General features: G+C 33.0%; 15 protein-coding genes. 1 reads left to right on the top strand and 14 read right to left on the bottom strand.

All coding sequences use genetic code 4. The annotated features are described in order from the left end of the window. Positions 1–32 precede the first annotated feature (32 nt). From HLA87_RS02500 to HLA87_RS02480, 5 genes are all read right to left on the bottom strand, one after another. The gene (locus HLA87_RS02500; RefSeq protein WP_237022739.1) at positions 33–539 is read right to left on the bottom strand and encodes a hypothetical protein; all 507 of its coding nucleotides are present in this window, start codon (positions 537–539) and stop codon (positions 33–35) included. A 74-nt stretch (positions 540–613) separates the two neighbouring features. Then, positions 614–868 carry a hypothetical protein gene (locus HLA87_RS02495; RefSeq protein ID WP_171111603.1) on the bottom strand — a complete coding sequence of 85 codons (255 nt, stop codon included), beginning with the start codon at positions 866–868 and terminating at the stop codon, positions 614–616. Between the two features lies 1 nt (position 869). Beyond that, positions 870–1,187, bottom strand: a complete 318-nt coding sequence (locus HLA87_RS02490; protein ID WP_171110693.1) for a hypothetical protein — start codon at positions 1,185–1,187, stop codon at positions 870–872. A 114-nt stretch (positions 1,188–1,301) separates the two neighbouring features. Then, positions 1,302–1,988: a hypothetical protein gene (locus HLA87_RS02485; protein ID WP_171111601.1), complete on the bottom strand. Its 687-nt coding sequence runs from the start codon at positions 1,986–1,988 to the stop codon at positions 1,302–1,304. A gap of 6 nt (positions 1,989–1,994) precedes the next feature. Beyond that, entirely contained in the window at positions 1,995–4,784 is a 2,790-nt protein-coding gene (locus tag HLA87_RS02480; RefSeq protein ID WP_171111599.1) for a hypothetical protein, read from the bottom strand. Positions 4,785–4,816: 32 nt separating this feature from the next. Between HLA87_RS02480 and HLA87_RS02475 the strand changes: the two genes are divergently transcribed. Next, positions 4,817–5,140 carry a hypothetical protein gene (locus tag HLA87_RS02475; RefSeq protein WP_171111598.1) on the top strand — a complete coding sequence of 108 codons (324 nt, stop codon included), beginning with the start codon at positions 4,817–4,819 and terminating at the stop codon, positions 5,138–5,140. On the opposite strand, the gene HLA87_RS02470 is transcribed toward HLA87_RS02475, so the two are convergent. From HLA87_RS02470 to HLA87_RS02430, 9 genes are read right to left on the bottom strand one after another with little or no spacing between them, the layout of a single operon-like run. Further along, entirely contained in the window at positions 5,126–6,757 is a 1,632-nt protein-coding gene (locus HLA87_RS02470) for a hypothetical protein (RefSeq protein WP_171111596.1), read from the bottom strand. The genes HLA87_RS02475 and HLA87_RS02470 overlap by 15 nt on opposite strands. Next, complete coding sequence (locus HLA87_RS02465; RefSeq protein WP_171111594.1) at positions 6,757–7,689, bottom strand: hypothetical protein; 933 nt, start codon at positions 7,687–7,689, stop codon at positions 6,757–6,759. Before HLA87_RS02465 ends, HLA87_RS02470 begins: the two co-directional genes overlap by 1 nt. After that, positions 7,670–8,056 carry a Gp15 family bacteriophage protein gene (locus HLA87_RS02460; RefSeq protein ID WP_171111592.1) on the bottom strand — a complete coding sequence of 129 codons (387 nt, stop codon included), beginning with the start codon at positions 8,054–8,056 and terminating at the stop codon, positions 7,670–7,672. The genes HLA87_RS02465 and HLA87_RS02460 overlap by 20 nt, the downstream gene beginning before the upstream one ends. Beyond that, positions 7,975–8,352: a hypothetical protein gene (locus HLA87_RS02455; protein WP_171111590.1), complete on the bottom strand. Its 378-nt coding sequence runs from the start codon at positions 8,350–8,352 to the stop codon at positions 7,975–7,977. The genes HLA87_RS02460 and HLA87_RS02455 overlap by 82 nt, the downstream gene beginning before the upstream one ends. Next, positions 8,352–8,822, bottom strand: a complete 471-nt coding sequence (locus HLA87_RS02450; protein WP_171111588.1) for a phage tail tube protein — start codon at positions 8,820–8,822, stop codon at positions 8,352–8,354. The genes HLA87_RS02455 and HLA87_RS02450 overlap by 1 nt, the downstream gene beginning before the upstream one ends. After that, positions 8,815–9,267 (bottom strand): hypothetical protein, encoded by a 453-nt coding sequence (locus tag HLA87_RS02445; RefSeq protein ID WP_171111586.1) that lies wholly within the window; start codon positions 9,265–9,267, stop codon positions 8,815–8,817. The genes HLA87_RS02450 and HLA87_RS02445 overlap by 8 nt, the downstream gene beginning before the upstream one ends. Continuing rightward, positions 9,254–9,817 (bottom strand): hypothetical protein, encoded by a 564-nt coding sequence (locus HLA87_RS02440; RefSeq protein WP_171111584.1) that lies wholly within the window; start codon positions 9,815–9,817, stop codon positions 9,254–9,256. Before HLA87_RS02440 ends, HLA87_RS02445 begins: the two co-directional genes overlap by 14 nt. Next, positions 9,810–12,368, bottom strand: coding sequence for a hypothetical protein (locus tag HLA87_RS02435; protein WP_171111582.1), 2,559 nt, complete (start codon positions 12,366–12,368; stop codon positions 9,810–9,812). The genes HLA87_RS02440 and HLA87_RS02435 overlap by 8 nt, the downstream gene beginning before the upstream one ends. Next, positions 12,361–12,684, bottom strand: a complete 324-nt coding sequence (locus HLA87_RS02430; protein WP_171111580.1) for a hypothetical protein — start codon at positions 12,682–12,684, stop codon at positions 12,361–12,363. The genes HLA87_RS02435 and HLA87_RS02430 overlap by 8 nt, the downstream gene beginning before the upstream one ends. Positions 12,685–12,696 lie beyond the last annotated feature (12 nt).

Here is a 12,696-nt window from a genome sequence, read left to right as displayed (position 1 = left end):
CCAAAATATACTTATCCAAATGCGATGTGTCTTTATTCCTCTTCATTAATTACTTGCTCGCTTTCCAATTCTTGAATTCTTTGACTTAATAAACTTTTATCAATTTTAGCGTTCTTTGCTTTAATGTTGTTAGCGTGTTGAATTGCTAATATCTCACTAATTTTTGAGTATGCTTGTTGGTCAATTAAATTCTCACGTCTTAGTCTGTCTACCGAATTCTCTGCTAACCTGATGGTTATAAACATTGATGCACTTAAAATGTCTAGGTTAATAACTATTAATAAAATCATACTTATATTAAAAAATGTAAATCCTATGACATTTAAGCGTTCTGTTTCAATTGTGTATCTGTCACCAAAAATTTCCCGAAGTTTTTCAATATGTTCAGTTGCTATCTTTTGCTCTTGAGCGTATTTTAAGAAGTCTTTTCAGCGGTCGTCTTTAACTTCAATTGTGTCGACTATAAAAAACACTTTTGCGAATTTATTGTAACCATCATCCGCTAAGGCAGCAATTAATAAACAAAGCGACGCGACCATAGTTAAGATACTGATAACTATTAATATAGCCTTCCACTTATTGCTAAGTCTTTCAATCCAAATATGCATATTAACTACTTAACTTCTTTATTAGGTTCAACTTTTTTGTCTTCTGGTTGAGTTTCAGGTTTAGCAGTTTTTTGCTCTGTTTGTTTTTGTGCTTCTTTAGCTTCTTTAGCTTCTTTAGCTTCTTTTTTCTTTTTATGTTCCTGATATTTTTTCTTTAAATAATCAGCTCCTTTTTTAGGAGAACAGGCTGCACTTAATAATGGCACAGCTGATAATGAAGTTATTGCGCTTCCAGTCATAATTAATTTTTTAAATTTCATGTTATTCTTTTCCTTTCATTAACTTTTTATAAAGTTTTTGTTCTCTTCGACTTAATTCTAAATTGTTGTCGATTTTGGTCTGTATCGCTTTTCAAACCTCAACGTCGTTTTTGCTTTTGTTTCTCATGGCAGCGAAACGTGCTGATAAAAACTTTGGCAGTCAATTAATAAACACATAAAACTCAATAGCTATTTCGACTGCCATTACTATGTACGTTATCGACTTTTCTGTCTTAGTCATAGTGTCGAAAAACGAGTAGATATCTAATTCTTTTAACTTGTCTATTAACCCCAAGTCTTGAATATTTGGGACTACCATGTATATCCGTTCAGCGCTCGCTGATATGGTATGTAAAATCCATATAATAAAGCCTGTTATCAAACTCACCTCCCTTTAATTTAAATTATATATTAATATAGATATAGATATTAATTATAAGAGTTCAAATATTACAACTTTGCTAGTGTTTAAAGTTAGTTTATCGTCGTTAGCGTATAGACTTCCGTCGTGCTCGTGTTTAAGGTTTCCATCCCCGCTAATTGAAAACAGCGACACTGAAGTGTTAGAACTTGGATAGTCAGCATCAATTGCGACTGTGGTAAAAATCATTTTGTCACCAACTTGAGCTCGTGAAAACATTTGCGAATGGTTATAACTGCGACCGTTGTTATATATTAAAGTCAAACTTAAAGCGTAAATTGAATGCGAGTACTCGCTATTATTTCAATTATTCAATGAACCTCTTAAACTAATGCTTCCCTTTTCGCTAATAAACACCGTACCGCGATAAACTAATTTGGGTCTAAAACCAGCACTAGCTTCTAGAACTCTAACGTTATGACTTAGTGAATTAAGATCATTGGTTAAACTGCGAACATCATTAATTAACTTGTTTAATTTAGTTGTGTTTGAGTCATATGTTATTGACTTTGACTTTAAGTCGTTAATTGTTGACTTATTTGTCTCAACTTGCGAGTTTGTTGAGTTGACTATGTCGTAAATTTGATTGACGCTGTGTTTAATCTCGTTTACATTTTCAGCTGTGATAACTTTCGTCTCGTCTTTGTAATTTTCTAGACTTGAAAAATTTGTCTTATTGATAAAATTGATTTTTCCCATATTTTCCTACTTTCCAAAGCTTAAGAACTCATATTCATAAGTCCCGACTTTTGCGACGCCGTCCGTGTTTTCATCAACGATAAATGTTTCAAATTCTCCAAGCGGTTTAAAGTTATTAGTTTCAGCATTACCGATTTCAAAGTCATAGAATTTTTTAACTTTTCCAACTTCCTTTTTTAGCCCAAGTTTAAAGTTAAGAACAGCTCGGTTATTTTTAACGCTTAATCGATTAATACCTAATTCTTGAACTATAACCTCAACGTGAGTTCCATCTGTGTATTTAAAACGCATGTGGCTATGTAAAAAATCTTTAGCAACACTGGAATTTTTTCACATGTGAGTTAATAACTTAGCTGTATCGTGATTTTCTAAATGTTTATCGGAATATTGATAGCCAAATGGAATATGTGAATTAACTTGGTAGTTGTCGTTTCTTGTTTTAGCACTTAATGAATCCGTAAATTCAAACGCAACATTTCCAACGCTGTCGAGTCATTGAAATTTTTTAGCGTGCTTTTTAGATAATCCAGTATTTAGAGTTGTGTTTTTAATAATTGCTGATAAGGTTAGAGTTGTGTCATTAATTGTTACATCTTTAATCGGAACGCAGAAGTTAAGATCTGCGTCTTGTAATATACAGATATTCAAGTTGTCGCTTAAATTATTGATTCCGAGAGTTTTATATAAAAATGGAACATTTGATAAATTAAATGGTTTTTGGTCGTATTTTAGATTTAAGAATTTTTTAACTTTCCCAGAATTAACTAAAAACTTAACTAAACACTGCTCTCTGAATATCATTAAATTATCTAGGTCGATGCTTTGCGTAATATTAAGGTTGTAAGGCGAGTTAACACCTTCATAAAGTCCGTTAAATGCGTGAATTCCCGCTTCATGAATAATAAACAAATACGGGTGGGAGTTTTTAGTTTCTATCACTGAATAAGCGTGAGGCGTAGAAGTTGATGGTAAAGTTGGGAGCGTTCCTAAAAGTCTAGGTGGTTTATCATTAAATGCTCCACTTTCATCGAATTTAGAGTCGTTAAAAAAACTATAAACTTTCCACTTGTTGTCTAACGTGAGAACCGGTACCGCTATTTCAGTATCACTTAGAATTACGCCAGCCGTTGACTTCCCAATGTCTTGAATACCTCTATCAATTCCAAAGATTAGTCCATTAGGCGAATTATCGAACTTAGTAAAAGTAAGCTTAAATAAGCGGTTTTTTTGCGATACAGTATTACGAACCCGAGCGTCTAAATTAACCACAAAGTTACAGTCGAAATAAAAGTCTTCAATTTCTATTAAGTCGCTATCTTGTCTTTCAAAATAAGGAGTTGAGTATCGATATTCCTTGAATTTTTTATCAGCAAGATATAAACATATTAATATTGTGTTTTGATTTTCGATTTCACTGGTTACTTTAAAATTAACTTTTTTGGGATCTTGTAAAGCAAGGCGTAAAAATCATTCCGGAAGTTCAAAATTATCTGTATGACGAGGTTCTCAGTTTAGCACTCTGTAATGAAAAGGTCTGGTAGGAAATTCTCGTAACTGTTCACCTCAGTGGTCTTCCATCTTAGATTTTGCTACTGCTTTTTGTTTTTCTTTTGTATCAGGATGGCTTGCAAGTTCATGTGCATATTGCATAACTATATCATTAACTCCATCACCTCAAGAAAGCGAACCTTTATGAATTTGAGCGCTTACTGAACCTATATTCATAGTAAATTCAACATTGTTTTTGCGATTGTTTGAATTAAATAACAGGTCGTTATAAGTGAAATTTTCAGCATGGAAAGGTTCGAATAACTCTTTAAAATTTCCAGACTTTTCAGTTGTTACATAATTGCTGTCGACTTTAGTTGGATAACCATAGATTTCAGACCCGCTATTAATACCTAAAACAACATTTCCATAAAAGGCGTTAGTGTCGTTTTCTTTTCGAAGCATTGTAGATATTGTCATTGAGTTTAAGTCGCAAACACGTAAGTTTGTGTTTTCATCAAATTTTTCGCCTTGAATTCCGATATAAACGGGCGAGTAGTGAAGTCAAGTGTTTTTTGTATTTGTTATGTCAGTATTAATTTGACCGTATCAGAATTTATTGTCCGGAGTTTGTAACATAACATCGACATAATTATCATTATTAAAACTTTCACTAAAAGTAACCATTTTAAAAGTTGTAATTTTTGAATCCTCGGGAAAAGTTGATTTGAATATCTGACTTACTTCAACCTTGTCGCCGTTTGTTTCATTTGTAAAATCATTAAATTTAATAACGTGTAATATATTATCAATTTCGCAAATTCCAAAGATATAACCACTTCGAAGTTGGTCGACTTTAAATATGTGTGGTAATTTCTTATTGGTATTTTTATCTTTAAAAAATATTTGCGTTGTTGGTTTGTCTCAAATGTTTGAAATTACAACAATAAAAGAATAAACTTTTGACTTATATTCAAACTCATAAAAGTAAGTTATTCGATTCTGGTTATAAAGTTTTTTAATTATCTTTTTAAGAGTTAATGCTTGTAATAATTGATTCGTGTTTCGCTCACTCGCTTCAGTTGGAAACGCTGTTAAGAATGCAACTACGATATCAATATCTTTACAAGTTCAATCACTCGTTTTAATTTCCTGAGGCGCTATTTTGTAATCAAATTCTGGAATAACCCCTTGATATTTTGGATTTGTATTTTTTGGACTGAATACATAAGGTCTTTCAGTCGGAGTTGCAACTAGATATTGAGCTAAAGACTCAAACCAGCTGTCATTGTTTTTGTTTTCAGGCATATTTTGACTCCTTTCTTGATAAAATTAATAATATGAATTTAAAAAACAAAAAAATACTTTGATTGAGTGTAAGTATAATTTGCTTACTATTGATGATTACGGCAATACTAGTTGCTACTGCTCCTAGATGAGGAGAAATGGGTACTTACAAAGTTGTCATGAATCCTTGAGACCCTAAAGAATATCAATACACAACAACTTGATATAACAACAAACTTTATTGACTTTGACGTTTTTATCCAACTAACAACATACCATATCTATCTCACGTAATTGCTTATTCATCATTAACCGTAACATTTGCAATCGCGTCAAGTTACTCAATCTATAAAACTATTAAGTTATTTAAACGCTAAGAATTCTCAGCCGTCTTGTCCTTTGTGATAATTGACGGTTGGGTCTTGCGTATAAGGAATAAAGGAAGGTAAAAGACCTAGTTTATCAGGGTCGGGAATTTCTAAACCTAACTCTCTTAAACCAACAAATTCGATGTTTTTATATACACGTAATAAATTATTATTATCGCGATATTTGAATGTCGTCTTAAGTCCACTGATAAAGAGTGGATTTTTTTTGTATTCTTGAGAATCGTAAAAATTAATTAACGTATCACTATTAAGACCATTACGCAAATTATAAGTCACATGAACGCTGTTGTCGCTACCACGAAAGCGACCGTTAAAACCATAAACAATATAACGACCGTCGAATTTTTGATTATTAAAATCTAACAAGACAGCATCTCCTAATTCCAATAACGCTTTAGTTGTTTCAATAGTCAACTCTTTACGAGGTTTAGAATTAAGTTTTAATGAGTTATTTGCCTGCTTAAACAAGTCGCTAAAAGTTGAAATATCATTGAATTGCTCGAACTTATACACATCACCCGTAAAATTATTTAATCCGTGAATTCTCTTGATTTCTTGTGCGTTTTCAAGTGTTATCGCTTGCTTATTTTTAGAATAATAAACTATAACAACGCCGACGTTTTCCTTGCTTCATTCTGGATTTAAAACTATTTCAGCACTGTCTTCAACATAATAACCATGATAATTTTTACCTTGACTTTGCTCCTGCTTACTAATTAGTTCGAATGGCTGTAAGTGAGCTGAATCACCCAAGTTATATCAATAACATTTAAGTGGATTACCGGCTTCAACAAGTCGACCGAATGGTTCGTCAAGTCAGAGCGACTTAGTTACTTCACTAACGATAAAAAGTTGCTGATTAGGTTTAGAAGCTATAACACTATCACTTTCAAGTCGAATGCGGTTAAAATATCCATCATAATTTTCTTCGACCCTTAAATCTAAAAGTTCTAAGTCATTTCAGTTGTTAGGGCTAATTTTTAGCGCTGGCTTATTTTCAAAGTCTGCTTCACTTGCGAAGTTTATCAACAAGTTTCCGGAATTATCTTGCGTAAAATACAAAAACGACCGCGTCTGCGTTGCGATAATTTCCTTAAGCACAGAATATGGACTTTTTGAAGTTGTATCATATGCGGTTATATTGTTGTTGTCGCTAAAATTTATAACTCCCTTTTTTATGCGTCCTTTTTCATTTAAAGCATTAATAAACAAATCTAACGCTTCTGTCGGCGAAATGTCGATAAAGGCGATGTCGACTGGCGACTTTTTAGAAAGTCATAACCTTATGTCAACTAATTCCAAACTTTTATCTTTTACTTTATATGGGTTAAGAGAGTAACGACCTTGAGAATTAACTAAACCAGTAAAGATTGCTTTATCGTCGCTATAAATTGTAGCGAGTGCGAATGTGTCTAAGTCTGAAAAGTTTGAAGTGTAGTCAAAGTGTTTACCGGAATTAAGTTGGGATTTATGAATTACATTATTGACGATAACCTTGCTAAAGTTTGTGACGTGATATGAAAACTTAATTTCATTACTAAAGGCTCAAGCGTCGTCACCGTTGATTTGAAGCCTTAAATTACCGCTAAAATCTTTTAATCTCATTATGCTGATACTCTCCCATTGTTGTTTCCACTTCTTTCGTGAACTTCCTTGCCATATCTATCCTCGCTAATATCGACATTAACAACAGTCGGAGTATCTACACCTTCCCTAACTTCGCTAGCACCTAATGAATTCATACCACTGATAGCATTACCAGCAACGACCGCTGTTCCTATTAACGCACTAATTCCAGCCAAAGCACTAAGTCCCATCGCAAACGCAAGCGGGGCTGCGAAAACTCCGCCTTGGGCGATGGCTTTAGAAATACCAATCCCGACGTTGCCGACTATAGTTGCAATTTTATATGCACTAAATGCTACAATGGCTAATTTTAAAGCGTTATTTAGTCCACCAAAAGCACTCACAATATTGCTGATTACTTTCATAAAACTTAGACCAAGTGCTTTCTTTGTGTCGTCAATTGCTTTACGCAACTCTATTTGAGTTTGTATGCTTTTAGGCATAGCTCTTTGTTGTTCTCGAAGTTTGTTATTACCTTGACTAAGCACTCAGTTTAAACGCTCTTGAGCACTAACATTTGCGAGTGTGCTTTTAGTGTTTTTGTCCAAATAAATTCCGATAATTTGTAAACTAGTTGCCTTACCCGTGCTAATAAATTGCGTCAGTGCATCGTTAGCTGTGTCGGCGTTGTAACCTAGTTTTTCAAAGTTATCACTAAGTTCGAAAAGTCGTTCACTTTGCTCTTTTCCAAATCCTTGCTCGTTTAAATTAGCCATTAGTCGCATTTTAGCCATATATTCAGCTATTGCTCCGTCCGCTCCAGCAATTAAAAACGACCCTAATTTGGCTGCAACTAACATTGTCTTAATTGAATCTATTGAATTTTTAAACTTCTTTTGGACTCTTTCTAAGTCCTTACTTAAATTTTTAGCTTTTAATTTTATTGCTAAACTAACGTGTCCAGTTGCCATATTCTTTCCTTCCCGCCATCGCACTCGCAAACGACTCTAATTCATTAACGCATTCTGTGCCTTGGTTAAGTCGAAAGTTTTTCTTTAATTCTTTATATTCTGCGCTTAATTCACTTTCACTCATACCCCGAACGCACACCACTTTCATTAATAAATTTTTATCGCTAAGTCCGTTTAACAGCACTAAAAACTCCCGACCTTTTAAACTTAATAATTCATTAGCTTTAATTTTATAGTCGTGATAAAACGCTGAAATTATTAGGTCTAAATCTTGAATATAGTCAATTACTGGACTTGATGCTTTTTTGTTGTTTCTTGTAATTGTTCTAACTGATTTAAGTCTTGTCCCGTTGCTTGTGAGAATCAAAACTGAAACATTTGATGCACTATTTGAGTTACGTGCATTGCTTTATATTTCCGGTTCACACTTTTAATAAACTTATCAACATCTGCCGGTTTAAGCATAATGTTTAAAAAGTCCTTATCAGCTTGAGTGTTTAATGACTTAGTTGAGTTGTTAAAGTCCCCATATTTGTTGATAAATTGTTGCAACTTAAAAATGCTGTGAGCAGTCGTGTCTAAGTTAAAACTTAAAGCGTCGTCAATAATAAAGACGTCTGGCTCATTTCAGTTTTCTAAGTCTTTCAAATTAAATCTAGCCATTAGTCAGCAATATCTTCAACTACTCAAGCATCGTCTTGCGGTAAGATATCAAGCTCAAATTTAAGCAAACCGTCAGCACCACCACTTGGGGCGTGATTTTTGAAGTTTATTGTTGCTTTACCAGATATTTCAACATGTTGGCCGATTTGACGACTGATGTTTTTTAATGTGATTTTAATAAATTGATTATTAACTGAAGTCGCATCACCAAGCAACAAACTTAATAAATAACGATGTGCTTCTTCTTCGTCGTTATAGTCAAAATTAACGCTTAAAGAATGTGAGCCTCCAGTCGTTATTGATGTGCTTTGTCCTTTATTATGGAAGTAAACACGGTCTTCTTTTTTAGTTGAATAATTGTGTTTTAATTCAGTTATATATTTAATAACTTGAAAGTTTTTATCGCTGTCGCTATTTCCAGTCGGAATTGTAGCTATTGATAGCGTGGTTTGATTATTTGTTTTAAACATTTGTTTTTTCCTTCCTTTCCAAAAGTAATTCAAGCGAAAATGAATACTCTTGGCTTTCTTGATTAAAATTTACGGGTTCACTTTGAACTCAATACTCTCAACTCCCATCACCTTTAAAAAGTTGGATGTTGTCGACTCATTTTTGTAAAATTTTAAAAGTCTCAGTTTCTCACAACTCACCGCAATAATTGACGATTCAATTAAATAATTCAATTTGTTTGCGATGTGATAATTTATCGATAATTAGCGAAATGTTTAACTTTACTCTCTCTAATTTATCACCATAATATCTCGGAGTTAATTCGCTTTTTTCAGTTGATATAACCAGTCGATTATTGAAGTGGTCATCCTCGATAATTTGAAAACTAAACTCTGGAATTTCTGGATTATCTTGTTTTAAAAATTTGTATATTTCACTTGCGATTGTATGATTAGTTGATTTCATTGTCCTCCTTAATTAATTTGTGATATTCAGGAACAAAGACTTCGCGAACATAATTAGCGACGTAAGCATTATCATTTTTGATTACCTTATTACGTGCTTTATTTAATGCTTCAGTTTTTGCTCCTTTTTTGCTATAACGATAACGCAGTTTATGACCGTCACTTGCTTTTCTATAACCTCGAATAATTGAGAAATAGATTCCACGCTGGTAGCCTTTAACGTTTTTGTCTAAAGACACACTTGCGTTAACGCCGTCGGGAATGTCTTTATATTGCTTAACTATCAAGTCTTTAAGCTTTCCGAATTGTCTTGCGTGTAAACTTGTGCTTACTTTACTGCGCCGTTTAGCATATGAAGAATCTGGTATCAATTTCAAAGTGCGGTCGTAAATCTTTGCTTGTTTGTCTTTGATAAAATGTTGAGACTTGTCAGCCCTAATAATTTTTAAAAACAATTTTCGATTAATGTTTTGTTCGAGTAAAGTCTTAAACTCTTTAGCAAGCTCTTTATCGTTTTCGATATTAATTAATGTATCAAAGTCTTTATTCATTTTTTAACTCAATAATGAAAAGCAAATCAATGTTATGAACTTGTTTTTGTTGATGAAATCTTACATTGTTACCTTCCCTTTTAAAAAGAAAGTTAAACCACTCTTTATTATCTAAGTTAAATCAATCTGACACAGAATGGAGTCCATATTGAGTTCTAATCATCCAAGTTTTTTGAAAATCAAAGTGAATAGCGGTTGTGTCTCTAATGTGAATGTCTATTCTATTAATACGGTCTGCGTTTTTAAACACTCCAGTTATTAGGCTATCTCGACTGTTAGTGCTATGTGAATAAAATGAGTATTTAGGAGCGTTTAGTTTATTCAAAAATTCTTGCTTAAACGTATTCAACTGACTGCTTAAACTACTTACTTGACTTTTTAACGACTCAATTTGACTTTTTTGAGCGTTAATTAAAGCTGTTGAACTATTTAATTCAGTGCTTATTTTAGAGTTTAGCGTGCTTTCTAAACTATTCAATTGCGGTTTAGTTGCATAACTATTTAATTCAGTTTTAGTCGCTAAAGTTGATAATTGAGAAGTTTCCGCCTTTGTCGATAATTCTTGCTTTGTTGCTAAAGTCGAAAGTTTTGATGCGTCTAACTTTGAACCTAGCTCTGTTTTAGTTGCTAAATTCGATAAGTCAATGCTGTTGAATTTATTATCAACATAGAGCTTATTAGCAATTTCGCTATCTTGCGTTGGATTTGCAACGTTGAAGGCAGTATGATTAGCAAAGTCTACTCGATTATGAAGTCAAATGCGACCGTCACCATTAAGTCCGATAACTTCCCGTTCGTTAGTTTTATCTCAAATTCCAGTGGTATTACCATTATTGAAATATTCAAACATCTGGTTTCCTTTGTTTAGGAAAAACGACGCATTTGCTATTCCATTGCCCGGCACTATTGTGAGACCCGACATTTCTCTTTTCTTTGCATTTAAATTTGCCTCAGTTAAGTTATCACTTGGAATAACTGGAATAATTAAGTCGTCAATTCTATGCTCTAGTTGAATAACTTTTTGGTTGTTTGATAATGTAGTTGCATTAGTGCTTTCAAGTTTAGTAGTTAATGTTTGAGTACTTTGACTAGTTGATGCTTCTAAATTATTTAAGCTTTCAACAGTTGCAAAAGTCTTAGCTTGTTGTTTTAATAATTCAATATCACCAGAATATTTCGCATTTTTTTGGATATATTCACTACTTAACGCATTGAAGCGGTCTAAAGTTTGCTTATCAGCTAGCGTATTTGCTTGAAGACTAAGTTTAAGTTGCTCAATGGTTTTAGTTTGGTCGTTATTTAAACTTTCAACACCAGCCACTTTTTTAGATAATTCTAAGTGATTATTGCGTAAAGTATAATGCGAGTTTTTAAGGTCATCAACTTCTTGATTAGTTGAATTAATTGCGTTTTCTAATTCTTTAGTTTTTGAACTTAATGCGTTTGTTGATTCTGTAAGAGTTTCTAAAGTTTTAGAATGTTTAACCTTTGAAGCATTCAACTTTTTAATATCTTGCTTATTAACTTCAATTAACCCATTTAATTCAGTTTTGTTGCTCTGTAAGTCTCTATTGCTTTGAGCTATTTGTTCACTTAAACTATTAGTCCGAGTGGTTAAATTTTTTAACTTTTCAACATTTGAATTTATTGAAGTTTCATGAGTTTTATCAACATTTTGCAGACTTTCAACACTTTGATTTAGTAACTCTTTTAAGTCGATTGTTGATTTTGCTAAAGAGGTTGCTAACTCGTCGGTTTTAGCGTCTAGAACTGATAAGTCTTTTAAAGTTGAATAATTTGTTAATGAAGTTGTAAACTCTTGATTTAACGCTGTTATTTTCTCATTTAACTCGGTTTTATCCGCTTTTGAAGTGTTTAAATTGTCTAATGAGTTATTATGACTAACATTTTCGTTTTTTAAATCTTGAATTTGATTATTTAACTCGTCAGTTTGTGTTTTTGTTGCGTAAACTTCTAACTCAGGATGTTTAACATAATCTTCTTCGATATTGCTTACTCTAGCTGATATTTTTTCAGTTGAATCAACGAGAGCATCGTACTCGATGTCGGTAGAGTATTCATCCATTTTAACAAGCAACTCACTTTTTAAAGTCTCAACTGACTTATTCACAAATTCTTTGTCGGCTAAATCTCGAGGTTTAGCAAGCGGTTTAGTTTTTGTAATATTTGTAACATACTCAATTAAGTCAGCCTGTGCTTCTAATTCACTAATATAAGTCGCTCTTAGTTTCAACTCTTGCTTATTGAACTGGTCTTTATCAACACTAACAATTTGGTAAAGTTTTGAGTTTCTGTAGATTAAGTCACCAATTTCAACCACGTGAGAAGTGTTTAATATCTTGATTGATAACGCCTCAACAGCAGGCCTTTCACTGGTTCCTAAACTTAAATCTTTATCTTGCATAATTGAGCCAAAGAATAAAAAGTGAACAAACTCACGGTTTGAATTTAAGCCGTCGACATTTTTACGCGTAAATTTTACAAGGTAGAATGGTTCACGATAATTTCTCGTATTTGTATGATTAAGCATATTTAACGCGACCTCCTAAAATTCTATAAATCATGCGATTGTCGATAACATTTGAACCTTGCATATTGATGTCTGGGTTCATGAAATAAGTCGCCGCCAAATGCAAAGTCGCTCGCTTGGTAATATTATCGAAGGCTCAAGGATGAGAACTTGGAATTGCGTCGTTTTCAAGCTTAAGTTCATAAAATTGAGTTCAAATATTTATGTGAGCTATATCAATTAATTCGATAAGTTCAGCGTCTCTTTCATTGTCTGTAATTGCGAGATTTAACTTCAAAGAATAAAGCCAATATGCTTGTTGACTATAATTTTCCATTTCTCTCCTTTC

This window comes from Mycoplasma miroungigenitalium (genome assembly GCF_013008635.1).
GTDB lineage: Bacteria > Bacillota_I > Bacilli_A > Mycoplasmatales > Metamycoplasmataceae > Mycoplasmopsis > Mycoplasmopsis miroungigenitalium.
Note: the sequence above shows the minus strand (reverse complement) of the source record. Positions and strands in the feature narration are given on the sequence as shown.